Source organism: Paenibacillus sp. BIHB 4019, assembly GCF_002741035.1.
GTDB lineage: Bacteria > Bacillota > Bacilli > Paenibacillales > Paenibacillaceae > Pristimantibacillus.
Genome location: NZ_CP016808.1, coordinates 4,821,670 through 4,838,564, shown reverse-complemented (window position 1 = coordinate 4,838,564; position 16,895 = coordinate 4,821,670). Strand labels below are relative to the sequence as shown.

Annotated in this window: 13 protein-coding genes; 3 read left to right on the top strand and 10 right to left on the bottom strand. The window is 49.0% G+C overall.

Annotation, left to right across the window (positions count from 1 at the left end; genetic code table 11):
- Window positions 1-115: 115 nt before the first annotated feature.
- The 4 genes from BBD42_RS20980 to BBD42_RS20965 form a co-directional block, all read right to left on the bottom strand.
- On the bottom strand, window positions 116-2,077 hold the full coding sequence (locus BBD42_RS20980) for a glycoside hydrolase family 15 protein (RefSeq protein ID WP_099519737.1): 1,962 nt from the start codon (window positions 2,075-2,077) through the stop codon (window positions 116-118).
- Window positions 2,059-3,516: a glycogen synthase GlgA gene (glgA, locus tag BBD42_RS20975; protein WP_099519736.1), complete on the bottom strand. Its 1,458-nt coding sequence runs from the start codon at window positions 3,514-3,516 to the stop codon at window positions 2,059-2,061. The genes BBD42_RS20980 and glgA overlap by 19 nt, the downstream gene beginning before the upstream one ends.
- Before the next feature lie 108 nt (window positions 3,517-3,624).
- Window positions 3,625-4,734, bottom strand: a complete 1,110-nt coding sequence (glgD, locus tag BBD42_RS20970) for a glucose-1-phosphate adenylyltransferase subunit GlgD (protein WP_099519735.1) — start codon at window positions 4,732-4,734, stop codon at window positions 3,625-3,627.
- Window positions 4,731-5,897 (bottom strand): glucose-1-phosphate adenylyltransferase, encoded by a 1,167-nt coding sequence (locus BBD42_RS20965; RefSeq protein WP_099519734.1) that lies wholly within the window; start codon window positions 5,895-5,897, stop codon window positions 4,731-4,733. Before BBD42_RS20965 ends, glgD begins: the two co-directional genes overlap by 4 nt.
- Window positions 5,898-7,143: 1,246 nt before the next feature.
- Between BBD42_RS20965 and BBD42_RS20955 the strand changes: the two genes are divergently transcribed.
- On the top strand, window positions 7,144-8,040 hold the full coding sequence (locus BBD42_RS20955; RefSeq protein WP_099519732.1) for a PAS domain-containing protein: 897 nt from the start codon (window positions 7,144-7,146) through the stop codon (window positions 8,038-8,040).
- Window positions 8,041-8,077: 37 nt separating this feature from the next.
- On the opposite strand, the gene helD is transcribed toward BBD42_RS20955, so the two are convergent.
- Window positions 8,078-10,417, bottom strand: coding sequence for an RNA polymerase recycling motor HelD (gene helD / locus BBD42_RS20950; protein WP_099521724.1), 2,340 nt, complete (start codon window positions 10,415-10,417; stop codon window positions 8,078-8,080).
- A 191-nt stretch (window positions 10,418-10,608) separates the two neighbouring features.
- On the opposite strand from helD, the gene BBD42_RS20945 reads away from it, so the two are divergent.
- Window positions 10,609-11,310: a queuosine precursor transporter gene (locus BBD42_RS20945; protein WP_099519731.1), complete on the top strand. Its 702-nt coding sequence runs from the start codon at window positions 10,609-10,611 to the stop codon at window positions 11,308-11,310.
- A gap of 124 nt (window positions 11,311-11,434) precedes the next feature.
- Here the strand turns inward: BBD42_RS20945 and BBD42_RS20940 are convergent, their stop codons facing one another.
- Together BBD42_RS20940 and BBD42_RS20935 are read right to left on the bottom strand one after the other, a co-directional pair.
- The gene (locus tag BBD42_RS20940) at window positions 11,435-13,723 is read right to left on the bottom strand and encodes an alpha/beta hydrolase (RefSeq protein WP_099519730.1); all 2,289 of its coding nucleotides are present in this window, start codon (window positions 13,721-13,723) and stop codon (window positions 11,435-11,437) included.
- The gene (locus tag BBD42_RS20935; RefSeq protein WP_172455576.1) at window positions 13,720-14,508 is read right to left on the bottom strand and encodes an ABC transporter ATP-binding protein; all 789 of its coding nucleotides are present in this window, start codon (window positions 14,506-14,508) and stop codon (window positions 13,720-13,722) included. Before BBD42_RS20935 ends, BBD42_RS20940 begins: the two co-directional genes overlap by 4 nt.
- Before the next feature lie 173 nt (window positions 14,509-14,681).
- Between BBD42_RS20935 and BBD42_RS20930 the strand changes: the two genes are divergently transcribed.
- Complete coding sequence (locus BBD42_RS20930) at window positions 14,682-15,311, top strand: GTP pyrophosphokinase (protein WP_341278386.1); 630 nt, start codon at window positions 14,682-14,684, stop codon at window positions 15,309-15,311.
- A 103-nt stretch (window positions 15,312-15,414) separates the two neighbouring features.
- Here BBD42_RS20930 and BBD42_RS20925 read toward each other — a convergent pair whose 3' ends face one another.
- The 3 genes from BBD42_RS20925 to BBD42_RS20915 all read right to left on the bottom strand — a co-directional run bounded on the left by BBD42_RS20925 (window position 15,415) and on the right by BBD42_RS20915 (window position 16,718).
- Complete coding sequence (locus BBD42_RS20925) at window positions 15,415-15,864, bottom strand: prepilin peptidase (protein WP_099519728.1); 450 nt, start codon at window positions 15,862-15,864, stop codon at window positions 15,415-15,417.
- A gap of 89 nt (window positions 15,865-15,953) precedes the next feature.
- Window positions 15,954-16,163 carry a DUF1540 domain-containing protein gene (locus BBD42_RS20920; protein ID WP_099519727.1) on the bottom strand — a complete coding sequence of 70 codons (210 nt, stop codon included), beginning with the start codon at window positions 16,161-16,163 and terminating at the stop codon, window positions 15,954-15,956.
- Window positions 16,164-16,217: 54 nt separating this feature from the next.
- Window positions 16,218-16,718, bottom strand: a complete 501-nt coding sequence (locus BBD42_RS20915) for a YpuI family protein (RefSeq protein ID WP_056029271.1) — start codon at window positions 16,716-16,718, stop codon at window positions 16,218-16,220.
- Window positions 16,719-16,895: the final 177 nt, after the last annotated feature.

Below are 16,895 nucleotides of genomic sequence, written 5' to 3'. Positions count from 1 at the left end.
CGATTTTCGCAAAAAAATAGCAGGATAAAGAACGTTTGATGCGTTCTTTATCCTGCCGGAACTGTTTATGAATGATACTTGATCATGCCTTTTTTCACTCCAAAAAATGATACATTTAGCCCTTGAGCTGCTTATACTTCTCTGCGTATTTGCTCACGCTCTGAATGAATGTCGCATGCGACCAAGTGAGCGGTGCGACCGAGAGCGGGCTGCCGTCGAACGGATTCAGCTGCTCTGCCAGCAATCCGCTGGATAAAGCATGATCCACAACCCATTGCAGCGTCTGCTTCGGCCCTTCCAGATCATCCAGCTTCTGTGCAGAAGCAATTTGGTAATTGGCGACCCATAGCGTGCAAATAATCCATGGATTGCCCGGAATTTTATCAATGTCGCCGGTTTGCTGGAAATAATAATCGTTCGTATACCGTGCATGTCCGCCGACGTCAGTCTGGATTTTCAGCCCGTCTCTGATCGCATTCATCGTCCGAACCACTTTATCATCATCGACCGGCAGCACGCCAAATTCCCAAATGCCGAATACGCTGCTCTCCAGCGTCATATCCTTCACCCAGCCATTGTCCTTCTGAATAAGCCCTCGCGCGAACCGTCCGCTTTCCTCATCCCACAGCTGTGTCAGCATGCCGTTCTTAATCGTCTGGGCTGTATTGCGGTAATGGTCGCTGCGCTCATAATCGCCGAACAGCTCGGTGAAGAAGGCTGCCGCCATTAAGCCGCCATATACAGAAGCGACGGTGTAGGTCCAGATGCCATAACGCTCTTCCCATAGGTCATAGCTCGGTTTAGGCAGCGACAGCTCAGGCTCTATATAGCTGCTAAGAAAGGTAGCTGCCTTGCGAATCAAGTTGCTGTACAAGGACTGAGGCAGCTCAATGACTTGATTGCGCAAATAATCCTGCCATAACGCGAACAGGACGAGCGCCGTCTCGTCTTCCTGAATCGGAAGCCGCTGGCTGCCCTGTACAATATACGGATGCCAGCTGGAGCCGACCGTTCCGTCCGGATTGTATTTGTGATACAAATAGCCGTCTGGCGCAAGCGCTGCTGCGCAAAAATTGAAAAATGGCGCAATAACGCTCTGGTAGCCGGCAAGCGACATCGATTCGGCGATTAATGCGCCGTCACGCGGCCACATGTAGCTGTAATGGTCACGATTGTATTGCAATATGTCCGTATCATTCGCGGCCAAAATCGCGCCGCGCTCATCTACCTGCGTGCGCACGATGAGCAGGCTGTGACGGAACATGCGGCTGATGTTCTCATTCAAATCGCCCAAATCGCTCTCCGCTCTTCTCAGCCAATGATTCCAATAGATGACGACGCGGCTAAGCAGCTTTTCAGGGCTATTATCAAGGACATATTGATTAAGCTCCTTGACCTCCTCGAGGTTTTTGCCAATCGACATCCAATAATAAAACGTTTTTTCGCCGCCCCCCGGCACATTGGCACTGAGGCCAATCGTACTGTCTACGGAGCCTTGGGCAATCGTATTGCCCATTAGGACGCCATCCTCTGCATCACGCCAGGTGCCTTCAGCAGAGTGGAACCGCTTGATTCCCGTCGAATATTGCATCAAGCCGCCTTCATCGCTGGAGCCGCTGAACATAAAATAGTTCGAGCGCTTGTAATGAAACAGCGTATTATTTTCCGGGTAATACGCAGCTGTATCGCCTACCTCCGAGCCATCAATCATCAAATCCTGATGAAAAAACAGCCTTGCCTCGCGGCCATCATTGTGCAAATTTCGTACAACGACCCGCTTAATATAAATGCATTCACGCTGATGAATGCCGTCATTCATCTGCAGTTCGACACCAAGCCCGGCATGTCTGGCTATGATGTTCGTAACGAGCGAATCGTCAATATACCCAAGCTCAATGTTCCACTCGGGTTCATCCAGCCAAGAGAAAACGCCGCCAATCCAAATGCCGAAGCGGCAATAATGGCCGCCCACATGATTGAGCTGTCCTACATAAGGATAATAAATATCGCGGATGTAACAGGTTTGATCCAAATTCACTAACAGCTTGCCATTGCCAATTACAAGGTGACGGGGCATGGTTTGTTCTCCTCTCGCTGTAACAAAAGTTGATGATATACGGCTACGTAGGCTTTGGCCGAGCGATTCCAGCTATAGTTCTCCTTGGAGACATTGTCTATAATTTGCTTCCAGGCTTCTGGATTGCGGTATACGCGCAGCGCTCTGCTAACCGTACTCCAATATTCATCGGCATCATAGCCTACAAAGCTGAAGCCATTTCCTTCACCAGTATATTCATCAAAAGACTGGACGGTATCCTTTAATCCCCCGGTTTCCCTGACGATCGGGACAGCACGGTAGCGCAGCGCAAGAAGCTGGCTGATTCCGCAAGGCTCGAAGCGTGAAGGCAGCAAATATAAATCAGCTCCTGCGTAGATGCGGCGAGCGAGCCTCTCGTTATAGCCAAGCTTTACCGCAATTTTGTCAGGATAACGCAGCGCGAACTGCTGCAGCAGCTGCTCATAATGCCACTCGCCCGAACCAAGAATGACGAGCTGGACCTCCTCCTGCAGCAGCTGCTCAAGCCTTGCCGTGATGAGGTCCAGCCCTTTCTGCTCTACAAGCCGATTGACCATGCCAATGAGCGGAATTTCCTCCGATTCCGGCAGGCTGAGCTCCTGCTGCAAATCGAGCTTGTTTTTCCGTTTTCGGCTAATTGAATTCCGGTATGGCGTATGCAGCGAGGAATCCTTCATCGGATCATAGGACTCATCATCGATCCCGTTTACAATGCCCAGGAGATCGCCTTCGCGATGCCGCAGCAGCTTCTCCAGACGCTCGCCGTATTCACTGCCCTTGATTTCTTCCGCATAAGTATGGCTGACTGTTGTCAGCTTATCTGCGTACACGAGGCCACCCTTCAAACAGCTGGCTGCGCCATGAAATTCCAGCCCATCCGGGCCAAAAGCTTCATCGCCCGCTCCCGTTAAATCCTGAAGCTGCTTGATGCCCAGTACGCCCTGATATTTGAGATTATGGATAGTGAAAACGGTGCGGATATTTGCCCATTGTGACGCATATTGCGTCTTGAGCAGAAACGGAATGAGCGCGGTCTGCCAATCATGGCAATGGATGACATCCGGAAGCTCACCCATAAAGCTTAGCGCCTCCAGCACAGCAAAGCTAAAAAACACAAAGCGCTCAGGATCGTCTCCATATCCATATAACCCTCTGCGCTTAAAATAAAACTCATTGTCGATCAAATAATAGCAAACGCCTTCGATTTCTCCACGGAATAGCCCGCAATATTGATTGCGCCAGCTAAAGGAAACGTTGAAGGAAGCAATTTGTTCGAAATATTCCAAATATTCTGCTGGAATGTCCTCATATTTTGGCAAAATAACGCTTGTGCCGATTTGACGTTTAACCAATGCTTTGGGAAGAGCGCCTGCAACGTCGCCCAAGCCGCCGGTTTTTGCGAGTGGCGCGGCCTCCGAAGTTGCAAACAAAATATTCATTTTTTTCTCCTCCTGTTTCGCTCAAAAATGGAGCTGGCAGAGGCTGCGACACGCTGCCGAAAAGTCCCAGCTTAGCACCCAGCCTCATACCTGCCTATTTCCTTTAAGTTAGATCGTCTTGCGCTTGCCTGCCAGGAAGGGCAGCTTCTCCGCTCCTCTTATATCCCGGTTGCAATCGACTCGTACGTCCTTATCCAAAATGCTATGCTGAATCAGGCTATTTTCGCCAATGATGCCATTTTGCATAATGATGCTATTGCGAATGACTGCCCCTTTGCCGATATGGACACCCCGGAACAAAATGCTGTTCTCCACAGTCCCTTCAATGCGGCAGCCATTGGCGATTAATGAATTATTAACTTTGGAAGATTCCAAATACCGCGCCGGCGGCTCATCCTTAACCTTCGTAAAGATTGTGCCCGGCTGGAAAAACAGCTCCTTCCACACTTCAGGGCAAAGCAGATTCATGCTATTGGTAAAATAGCTTTCAAGCGTATTGACTACGCCCAAATAACCATCGTATAAATGTCCATAAACCCGCAGCTTGTTCAAGCGGGAAAATATCGCATGGCGTACGAGATGATCCTGCCCTTGGGCGAGCGAGGTTTCTACGATTTCCATGAGCAAATCCTTCTTCATCACATACATTTCCATCGAGGAAATATCGCTCAGCATGCGCCCATAGTTTTCCTGAATCGATGTAATTCGGCCATCGCTGTTCATCTTGACCTTGCGCGCCTTGCCGGCCAGATCATGCTGCTTCTTGCACACGATTGTAATATCCGCCCCGCGTGCTTCATGCTCATCAATAATCGGATTGAAATCAATATTGCAAACCATATGGCTGCGCGTAATGACAACATACTCCGTCGTTGAACGGTTGAAATAATCGCGATTTTGATAAAAATGGTATAAATCGCCGCGGCTGATTTCCTGCAAATCATCCGTAGCCGGCGGCAAAATAAACAACCCGCTCTGACGATTATTCAAATCCCAATATTTACCTGATCCAAGATGATCCATAAGCGAGCGATACTTCGTATGCGCAAACACCGCTACCTTGTTAATGCCAGAGTTCACCATGCTGGACAAAATAAAATCAATGAGCCTGTAGCGTGCTCCAAACGGTACGGTCGCAAGGCAGCGGCTTTGCGTTAAATGCTCCAACTCGTCCGACTCGTGGATTAAATTGATAACGCCCATTATCCGGTTGCTCATGATGGCTCCACCTCCAGCAATACGTGATCATTCGCAACGAACTGTCCGACAGCTACGACGGTAATCGCATCATCCTCCGGATCGCCAATCTGCACGCCGTCTTCGATTACAGCGCCTTCGCCGATAATCGCCCGATAAACGCGCGCCCCTTCGCCAATTCGCACATTCGGCATAATGACGGACTCGCTCACCTCACTGTCCTTCTCCATCTGTACGCCATAGAAGAGAACGGAACGATCTACCCGCCCTTCCACAACGCAGCCTTCCGTCACCATAGATGATATCACCTCGGCGCCCGCCGCTACGTATTGTGCCGGCCGATTGGGATTGACAGAGTAGATGCGCCAATCTTGATCCGATAAATCTAGCGAAGGCTCCTCTGCGAGCAAATCCATATTGGCCTCCCATAGGCTTTCAATCGTGCCGACATCCTTCCAGTAGCCGCGGAACGAATATGCGCTGACGATGAGGCCATCCCGCATCATTGCCGGAATAACGTCTTTGCCAAAATCATTGCTGGACTGGCGGTTCGCCTCGTCATAAATCAAATACTTTTGCAATACCGACCATGTAAAAATGTAGACGCCCATCGAGGCAATATTGCTGGTCGGCTTCGCAGGCTTTTCCTCAAAAGCAGTTATACGGTCTTCATCATCGACATGCATGACACCGAAGCGGCTGGCTTCCTTCCAATCTACTTCTATACCTGCTATCGTTACATCCGCCCCGCACCGCTTATGATGCTGAAGCATCAGATCGTAGTCCATCGTATAAATATGATCGCCGGAAATGACCAAGACATAGCTTGGATTATATCGCTCAATAAACTCCATATTCTGATAGATTGCGTTGGCCGTGCCCTTGTACCAGACGCCGCCCTTCTGTTTCACATGCGGGGGAAGTATAGCCATGCCGCCATCGCTGCGATCCAGACCCCAAGGCGTTCCAATGCCCAAATAACGATTGAGCTCAAACGGCTGATACTGCGTCAATACACCTACTGTATCGATACCTGAATGCGTGCAATTGCTTAATGTAAAATCAATAATCCGATATTTCCCGCCGAAATAAACGGCAGGCTTGGCCAAATCCTTCGTCAGCACTCCAAGACGTTTTCCTTCACCCCCTGCAAGCAGCATTGCCAACATTTCTTTACGAGCCATGGACACCAACTCCTTATTCATGAGTGTCCCCCAGAACCTAGATGAGAGAGCAAGGCGATAGCGGGGGAAAATGTGATGAGATGCAACATTTGCAGCCGTGCCCAGCAATCGTATCGCTGACGAAATAAGGCTTTCCCTTATCCCCGAGTCCCGGGTTTATATGACTTGTCGTCTATGAAAGAGCGGTTGCAACCCGGCTCTGGCACTCCGATTTGATAGTTGGAGCAGCATTTTGGAGTAGTTGGCTTTAACAACAAACCCTTGCCACATCATAATTAGGATATGACAGATTGTCCGGCAATATGAATATATGCCAGAATAGAACTGGAAAAGAGCTTCCGTCCGTGAGCAGACAAACTATGGAGCTAAAGTGCATAGGAAGCAAAGAGCTGCTTAACTGTGATAAATTCGTATGCGAGAGTTCTACATTTGCGGTGGCCTTGCCATTGAGTGAAATAAAGCTGTAGTGGGGATAATCATCCTATTATTTGGAAAGCTGCGATTGACAAGGTCTGCTCCTTCCTTTTAAATTGGACAAAAGCGACGGTTGCCTGATTATTTGTGAGGTAAATGGGGCTCAGGGCCCCATCTTGCAGCTAGTTATATTATACATCTTTCATAGCCAATTGAAACCTTAAATTGCTGATTTACTGACTGATAGAAGATGAATATGTATTTATTTTATACTGTACGGGTTACGCGATGAATGTAATAATGTTTAGAGCAGTATCCCTTCGTACTCGCGCTTTTTGTACAGTTTATCCATTTACAGTTCGTTACAATTTTCGTTCTACGAGGCCGGATGGTGAGAGGGTCGCCATGACGCATAAGACGCTGATGGTGCATGGAGCATAATTCTCTGGCTTTGACGGGTTTGGTGCAGTTCTCAATGATGCATTCATTATTCATGGTGTATCTCCTCCGGAATCAAGCCTTTTAAAATATTTCCCTATTTATTGATTATTTTAACAAGGAACGCGACAAGTTATAAAGCGCGCTGAGCGCCCAATAAGCTGCAATAATCGGACAGATAACCCTCTATCCGCTAGCTATATGCCTGCTAGGCTTGCGAGTTTAATTAATTAAACACTAAATCAAGGTGAAACGGTTGTCGCCGTCCTCTGGCGGCAAAGCTACCGTTTCGCGATGAAATATAAAAATTTAATAGTGTGAAACTTATAAGTTCTTATATTTTAAAAATACCTTACATACATGCCGCACTGCTGGCTCAAAGGAGCGAAAACGATTGACGGTTTTTGAAAGAGTGTTTCAAATGATGGACAGTCCTGCTGCTATTATCCGATCTGTAAAGCATTATGGCTTCTTCATGGATGTCAATGAAGCTTTCATTCGCCTAACAGGTCTGGAATATGAATCTTTAATAGACAAGCCGGTGGGCGAGCTGGTAGAGAACTGGTCGCTCAAGCATTTTAAGACCAGCACAAAACGGGAAGGACTGCTCCACACCTGCAAGCCGGGAGGAACGCCCGTCATGGTCGAGCATAACAACCTGAATATGCTTAACGAAGAGCGCCAGGCATTATCACTCATTATACTGACTGATTTGAGCTCCCATCATTGGATTGAACGGCAATTCGAGACGAATACGGTGCTGTTTAGCGGCATTCTCGACGCCAATTATCAGGTGCAGTTTTTGAAAGACCCCTTCCCCGCCTATTTAATAGCCGACGGCCATTTGAATGGAGAATCTTTTCTGGAAATTGTGGCCGAATGCGAGCATCTGCGCCTGCTACATATTTTGGAGGAAACGCGAAAATTCAAAAAAACAAACCATATAACTGTAAAAACAACCAAAGTCAATGGCGTAGAGCTTGAAGTAAAGATCACATTCACACCTATCTTTGACGGGTTTGGACGAATTAAGGAATACGCCTTTATCGTGCTTGATTTGCAGCCTATTAACACGCATGAGTATATTGATTCCAGCATGCGGCTGAAAATTTGGATGGCAAAACGCGACATAAGCGCAGGCCAGCTCGCAGCTGCCACAGGTATTTCCATCCAGACGATCTCCAAGCTGCGAAATGGAAAAATAAAAATGCCCCAGCGGCTTACTGCTGAACTGATCGCCTCCGAGCTGAAGGTGGACTGTTTAGAGATTTGGCAAAAAATACGCAAATAAGGGATGGTCCCCTTCAGGACCATCCCTTATTTATATACTATTTGTTATTAAGCGGTTCGGCTAGCTGCGCTTTGTCCAGAAAGCTTGTCGGCTCGCCCATGTAAAACAGGTGCAGCTCATGCATCGCCCGCGTACAGGCCGTATAAAACAGCTTGCGCTCGTCTTCCCGTCCATAGACTAAGCTTGAAGCATTATACAAAATGACAGCGTCAAACTCCACGCCTTTAGCCAAATAGGAAGGAATAACGACAACCCCCTGCTCGAACGTCGACGTTTCCTTAGCAATTAAGTTTATATCTGGAACGATGGCGGACAAGGCTTCAAAAGCCTGCCTGCTTTCCTCCGCTGTTTTGCCAATAACGGCAATCGAGCTATTGCCTTGTTTCTTGAGCGCTTCGATTCGCTGGGCAATTTGCTTCGTCAGCTCTTCCTCGCCAGCGATAGCGGTAATCGTTGGCCATGGACCGCTGCGATTGAACGGAATAATTCGCTCTCCGCCCGCAATAAAGCTGCTTGTGAACTCAGAAATTTGGCGGGTGGAGCGATAGCTCCTCTCCAATACGACGCGCTCGGTTTCCTGCTCCTCATACATGCCCGATAAGGCATGAAAGCTGTCGCCGACTACAGCATGGGCGAAAATCGACTGGTTCAAATCCCCAAGCGCCGTTATTTTGCTGCTCGGGAATATTTTCTTTAAATAATGGAATTGGAACGGCGAATAATCCTGCGCTTCATCGACGAACAAATGCTTAACCGACGTATTTGTCTGGAAGCCCTCAAGCAGTTCCTTCAAATATAAATAAGGCGTGGCATCCTCATAAAATAATTCCTTACGCGCCAGCTTCTCCGCCGTGCCTTCGCAGATCGCAGCCCAAAGCTGCGGATATTCGCCCTCATGCTCGTTTGTTTCATGAAACAACTGGCGGTACACCTCCGGCATATCCAGAAACTTAAGCCGTTTTACCCGGCTGCGCAGGCGCTTAAAGCGCTCCTGTACAATGATTGCCGCCAGACGGTCGCTCTCCCGCTTATGATCATCGAAGGAATTTTGCGTAAACCCTTCCTTATCCAGCAGCTCGCTGTAAACTGTATTATACGTTTCGTTATCAAGCAGCTCCATCTCTTCTTCTACCCAGCGCTTGCCCCGCTCCTCGCGCCCGAGGCGGGTCAGCTCCTTGAGCAGCCACTCGGCAGTCATGCGCAGACGGTTCGGAATCGGATGAGAACGATTTTGGCTGTAAAAATGCTCGTGTATTGCCTCTGCTGTAATTAAGGTACGGCCGCGGAACTTCATCGCCCGAAAACGCAATCCCTTCTCGCCAAGTGAAGCGGCATACCGGTCAATCAGCCCAATAAAAGCAAGGCTTGATTTGTAGCGAATCCCTTCAATGCGTGCATCATATTCGCTGCCATGAGCGGCAGAGAGCGTATACTCCAATTGGGAGAATGGGTCCTCCAGATCAAAGGTTTGCACAAGGCGATGCTCCAAATACTGCTGATACGTCGTCTGCTGCATATTTTGCTCGCCGAGCTCCGGCAGTACGGTTGCGACATAGCTGTTAAACATCGGATTTGGCGAAAAAAGGACGATTTGATCGGCATTCAATGTACCGCGATAGCGATAGAGCAAATAAGCTACCCGCTGCAGGGCGGCTGAAGTTTTGCCGCTTCCCGCCGCTCCCTGAACGAGCAGCAGGCGAGCCCGCTCATTGCGGATAATTTGATTTTGCTCGCGTTGAATCGTCGCCACAATGCTTTTCATTTGCGAATCCGACTGCTTGCCTAGCACCGCTTGCAGGATTTCATCGCCAATCGTTACGCCCGTGTCGAACATGCCTTCAATTTCGCCCTGGCGAATAATATACTGGCGCTTCAGCGTCATTTCTCCGGAAATTTGCCCGCCTGGCGTCTCATATTTTGCAGGTCCCGGCGAATAATCGTAATAGAGGCCGGATATAGGCGCACGCCAGTCATAAATTAAGTAGTTGGCTCCGCTTTCGTCGAGCAGGGAACCTACTCCCAAATAAATCGGTTCAATCGCCTCGCGGCTCTCGCCATCCTCTACAAAGTCAATACGGCCGAAATACGGCGACTGTGCCAGCTTCTTCAGCAGCCCCAGCTGTTCCATTGCCACACGGCGCGTCCGTTCCCGTTCCGACAGCAATTCAGCCTGCTGCTTCAAGCTGGCATGCGTCTCCGCAGATTCGGCGGAATCCTCAAAGTTGACCGTTACGTCATCCCAGAAATTTTTACGAATGTCTACAATGTCCTCGCGCAGATCTCCAGCCTGATCCTGCAAGCCGTCGATTTGCTCCTTGACCCACTTCGTTACCCGATTAACTCGCAGCTGTTCCTGTTCAAGCTCATAATTCGGCATCATAGGTCACGCTCCTTTATATATAAAAGTAGTACTTCCGCAAATGTATAAATAAGAAATAAACATTGCCCGTCTTAAAACAAGCGATTATAATGGCAAAGGCAGAAATATAATCATACATGCTGCATCGCAGCAAAGCAAGCCGCGGTTCGTAAACTCCCGCGTTATCAAAACTAGGAGGTTTTTTTCACATGTTCAACTTGTGGTTCGGCGTTCTTTTTATGCTCGCCCACTTCACGCTTTTTCTCATTTCCTACCGATTATTCGGCAAAGTCGGCATCTTTGCCTGGATTGGCATGGCGACCGTTGTCGCCAATATTCAAGTCGTCAAAACCGTTGATTTGCAATTCGGTACGCTGGCCATCGTTATTACGCTCGGCAATACGATGTATGGCACCATTTATTTGGCTTCCGACCTGCTCAACGAGAAATATGGCGAAGCCGATGCTAAAAAAGCGGTCTGGTTCGGGTTCTTCACCTTAATCGCCTCAACCATTATTATGCAGATGGCGCTGCTGTTTAATCCAGCCGAGCCCGGTGTGGAGGCGCAAGCAGCGCTTCAGACCATATTCGGCATGCTGCCGCAAATTGCCCTTGGCAGCCTATGCGCCTATTTTGTCAGCCAATTTCTTGATGTCAAAATTTATTCGCTGCTCAAGCGGCTGTTTCCAGCCCGCAATCAGCTGTGGATACGCAATAACGGCAGTACGATTATTAGCCAATTCGTCGATTCGCTTATCTTTTGTACGATCGCCTTTGCAACTGAATATGAGTTTGATGTGTGGATGTCGATCTTCCTGTCCACCTATGTCATTAAGTTTCTGGTGTCCGTCTGCTCGACGCCGTTTCTATATGCAGCGCGAAGCTTCACGTTCAAGAAAGAATCGATTTAAGTTCGTAAATGCGTTAGGACATCCTTTCCTGTATTTCAAGGTGAACCGGCTGTCGCCATCCTTGGCGGCGCGGCGTACAAATAACCTCCCTTCTGCCGGGAGGTTATTTGTCTATAGCCGCATTTTATTTATAAAAGCCGATGTCATCCAGCATCACTTGGCCAGGCGCTCCGGAAAAATAAAACGTTATCCGCTTAATTTCCGTCCCGGATGGCCAGCCGCCTGCCTCGGCAAACCATGCCACCGGCAGGCTATAGGTTTGAAACACCGATTCCATGCTCGCTTTATATTTGCCCTCTTTCATTCGCTTCTCCAGCCAAGGGACAATAGTAAACTGCGTTTCGAAGGGCAGCGGAATATCATTAAAGCGGGATAATGGCAAGCGTACCGCCTCACCATGGGCAGGCACAAGCTCCAGCTCGATTTGAGGTACAGCTGCTGCATCACCCGCATTTTCCATTGAAAAGCTGAACGTATCCAGCCCTTTGGAAACGACAGCCTCGCTATACGTCGCTGCAAGGTCCAACGTATAAGTGGCAGCTGCGTTCCATTCCAGCACAGCCCCGCGCGAGCCCTTGTTGCGATTATCGCGGTCCTTCGCTTCCGACTCCTCCCAAACGTGGAAGCCTTCGGCGCTCAGCTTGCCTCCGCTCGGCAGCGTCAGCTTGTCCACATCCTCTTCATAACGCGCTGCCGCAAGGAAGGAAGCATCCTCGTATCTGCTCACATAGTCGCTGGAGGAAGGGAGCCAGTCCCGCGCCGCTTTGTTATTTTCGAACAATGGCTTATACGCCTCGTTGCCGTGCAGCGTCGCTTCCAGAAAAGCAGCGATATACACTTTAGCTGCCTGCTGCTGCTCCGCCTGCGTCATCATGTTGTGCTGATTGAGAAACAGGCCGCCAGGAACCCGCTCATCCATCATGCCCCAATCGGAATTAAAGCGGCTGTGGTTCGCCTCGGACATATACAGCGACGCTTTAAAATACGGCGAGCCCAGCGTAAAGCTGGTGCGAATATACTGCCTGTCCCCGTAAAAGCTGTTGACGTCGCCGTCCCTTGCGCCTTGCAGCGTCAAATAGCTGACATCTTTAAGCCGCGCCGATGCTTTGTCTACCTCCTTATCCGTCGGGGCCAAAGCGACAACCGAAGCAAAATCGACCTCGGCGATGCTGGCAAGCCCTTCATCCTTGGCAAACCATCGCTTGTAATCCGCTGCCATCGCTACCGCTTGGCCGCCGCGTGAATGCCCAATGAAAGAAACTTTGGAAAAATCCACTTTGCTATAAAAGGGATTATCGGTCAGCGTGCTGAACGACTGGATTTGCTGAATATGCTTGAGCATAATCCATGCCCGCATTTTCATATCCTGCTCGGGTATGCCCGACCAGACCGAATAATTAAGAAAGTTCTCATCTACCGATATCGCGATAAAGCCCCGGCTCGCAAGCAGCTCCCCCAAATAGGCATAGCCTGCATCCGAAAACTCCTCCATTAAATGGTTGCCATGCACCATAAGCACAAGCGGGAACGCTCCATCCCCTTCCGGCATCCACACTCTCGCATTTAAAGGAAGCTCGCTTTGGTCAAAGCCCCAAAACTGCTGCTTGAGCCATGCCCACTTTTTAATGTAAGCCGATGCATCTACGGAAGTCGTTAGCAGCTCCGTCTCCTTGGCGTATTCGCTGCGCTGCTTGTCACTCCCGCTCCCATAGGTGAAGGTGCGATAGCTGTAACCGCCTGGCAATGCCGGATTTTCCGCATCAATGGGTGCAACCGGCAGCGCGTCTTCCAGGCTCATATCCAAGGCACCATCCGCAGATGAATCGTATGGCCCCATATCTGCGGCAGGCGCTGCATCATCAGAAGCTCCGCGCAATTGATTCGCTGCAACGTTTATTAATAGTGCTCCTGCTACAACAATGCCTGCTATGGCGAGCCCTCTGCCGCGCAGCCTTAATATTTGCCCGAGCAGCATGCCTGCAAGCGCGCCACAAATGGCATACGCCGCTGCAAATAATGCTGACATAAGCAGGCCAAATTCAGAATAATAAAAAATGAAATAAGCTTCTAACCCCACATAGATAAAATACCCGGCAAACAAGCGGGGAACCGGTACAAAAACAAGCGTTAGCAGTACTGAGCATAGCTGCGCAGCTGCATATAAGGCCAGCGTATTAATCAACACAAAACCGCCGATATCCACAAGCGCCCCAAGACCCGTCGGCATGCCTAGCGCAACCAGCACCATCGCAACCGTTCCGAATATCACCAGCCCCGCCGAACCATGGTAGAACAGCGGCCTGTCATAGGCGAGCCGCTGCTGCATTCGCGCCTTTAACCACTGGGCCAACCGCTGCCGTCTCGGAAGCTTCGGTGGCGGCACAATGCCTAACGGCCCCAATGCTGTATTCACTTGCGATCAGCTGCCTTTATAAAAAGCCAATTGCGGTTTTCGCGCTGTTCGATTTCTACAGGCACACCAAAAAAGTCGCTCATGCGCGCCGATGAAAGCACCTTGCTCGTATCCCCAGCTTCAAAAACCCGGCCGTCCTTGATCAGCAGCGTCTGATTGAAGCAAGGCAATATTTCCTCCACATGATGCGTCACATAAATAATAGTCGGCGCATCCGGCTGCTGTGCCACCTGATTGATCATCTCCAGCAGCTGCTCTCTCGCAAACACATCAAGCCCGGTACAAGGCTCGTCCAAAATAAGCAGCTTCGGCGCGGCCATCAGCGCCCTTGCAATAAGCACCCGCTGGCGCTCGCCCTGCGAGAGCGTGCTGTACGTGCGGTTCAGCAAAACTTCACAGCCGAGATTGCGCATCAGGGAAACCGCCTGCTCTTCATCCTCCTGCAGCGCTTGATCATACAGCCCGATCGTCGCAAATTTTCCGCTTAAGACGATTTTGAAGGCGGTATCCTGACCATACAGCTTCTGCTGAAGCGATGTGCTGACCCAGCCTATGCTTTTGCGCAGCTCGCGCAAATCGTATTCGCCAAATTTATGCCCCAGTACTGCAACAGAACCTGTCGTTGGCCAAATATAGCCGTTAATCATATTTAAAAGCGTCGTCTTCCCGGAGCCGTTAAGCCCTAGCAAGCACCAATGCTGACCCGCTTCAACCTGCCAATCAATCCCCTGAAGGACGACTTTTTCTTCCCGTTCCCAAGTTACATTATGAATGTCTATGATCATTGTTCTCATCCTCCCATGTAGACTAAATTATATGTAAATTGGCTCTAACATTCAATCCTTTCACAGCACGCGCCTGCTGGGATGACCTTATGCCTCCCCCCCGAAATGAGCAATGTGGACGGGAACATGGTACAATAATAGCAGCAAGAATGATATTAGGAGTGATGGAACGCATGCAGCGAGATATGATGAAGCAATGGGCGCACTTTTTTTTAACGTATAAATTCGCCTTGGATGAAGTGGAGACGAAGCTGAATATTTTAAACGAGGAATTTCAATTTATTCATGACTACAACCCGATTGAGCATGTCAAAACGCGGATTAAAAATCCCGAAAGCGTCATGGACAAGCTCCGCCGCAAAAATATGGATATTAATTTGGAAAATGCGAAAGAGCATATTCGGGATATTGCTGGCGTCCGGGTCATCTGTTCTTTCTCTACTGATATTTATCAAATATTGGAAATGATCAGCCAGCAAACCGACGTTAAAGTCATTGAAGTGAAGGATTATGTGCTCAATCCGAAGCCAAATGGCTATAAAAGCCTGCATCTCATTGTAGAAATTCCCGTCTTCCTGACGAACCGCATTGAAAATGTGCTGGTAGAAATTCAAATCCGCACGAGCGCGATGGATTTCTGGGCCAGTCTGGAGCACAAAATTTATTACAAATATAATGAAGGCATTCCACCGGAAATTCAACAGCAGCTGAAAGAATCCGCCGACATGATCAATTTGCTCGATAAACGCATGCTCGCTCTGAATCAAGAGGTACTTAAGCACCGTGAATTTGCGATAGAATAATCGTCAACATAAAAAGCCTCCGGCACCGCTGCATAAGCGGAAAGCCGGAGGCTTTTTTTCAAGAAGATACCGGTGATGCATCGTTCGGTTGAATCAATTAAGGTCAGGTTATGGCCCGGTACAATGGAATAATAACAACAGCGAGCACAAAGGCGATTAGGCCAATTGTGACTGCCCATGATCCAAGTCCCTTCGCTCCTTGACGGTACGCGACAAAGCCGAGCACCGCTGCGGCTGCACCCATAAGCGCAGGCCATAAAAACCAGGAAGCGATCGCAAATACCAATCCGACCCAACCCAGCGCAGTGCCTCCGGTGCTGTCCCTCACCGTATCCTCGCCTTCGCTTTTGCTTTCGCTGCGCGGAACATACGATACGGGAACGGGTACTCCAGCGGCAAATTCCCCTGCCATTTCTTCATTAATATTGCGGCTTTCATGGTTTATTTCTTCATCGGATAACAATGCTCTATGATGACGCTCTTCCAACGCTGCTTCGTGGTTTTGCTCCTTCTCCCCATGACTGCTGCTTTCCGTTTCATCCCAGCGTTCCATTTGGGATCACCTCCACATTTAAGCTTTGTCTTTCGTTTCAAACCATTTTAGCCCAAGGCTTCTGCACCTGACAGCCGTCCCCAGCTGCCTTAGCGCGCTTTAAAGGTATGGCAGCATGTTGCAGACGACTGAGCCGCCTGGTCCTGATGCTGCAAGCCAAGCTCTTCAGCGGCAAATTCAGCTCCAAAATCGGCACTTGCATGCTGGTCAATATCAATGGCAATGGATTCGGCGCCACAGTTATTTCCTTCTGACCAAAACGTGCAATTCGATACGCTGCATGATACGCCCTTTGGCATAAAAAAATCACCTCCGCTATCAAGTTTCCCTGAACGGAGGTGATTCATTCTGCCTTATTTTTGCCCCTGCATCCGGCGCTGGGTCATATAGTCTGTTTCGTAATAAGCAAGCTCATCGCGCAGCTCTTCGTAAATTTTGGATAAAGACAAAACGATGTCGCGTGCTTCCCTAACAGGCTTGAACAAGAAGCGAATGGCGTCTTGGCCTGTGTAAGCGTAGCGGCCATCTTCGGAATAACATTCATTTTTAGGATAGAAGAAGGCATTCACACATTGATGGTACACTTCGTACAAGGCACGTTCTGCAAAATCGTTATCAAAATTGGGGCGTCTGAGCAATACTCCCAGCTTTTCAACCGAGACCTCAGAAAACACCAACAAATGTCTCAAATCGGATAGCAGGCCTTTGTAAAAATTTTGCGCCTCGTCACTGCTTTGCTCCGCTTTCAGCTGTACGAGCGAATAGTGATTCAAAAATGGCTCCAATTGATTCACGGCTTCTTTAAGTTTAATACGGGTTGTCTCACTAAGTGGTTTGACATTAGTCGCTGGCATAGGTAGTTCCCCTTTCTTCAATCCAAAAAAGCTTAAACGTTGCAAGATCATAAAACTCTAGGCATCAACATAGTACCACAAATTACTTGCAGATGGTACTGGAGAAACGCCGATTGTGCCGCATATTTTCTGGATTTTAAAGCGAACCTATACATCAAACAGGCTCATGCTGTTATT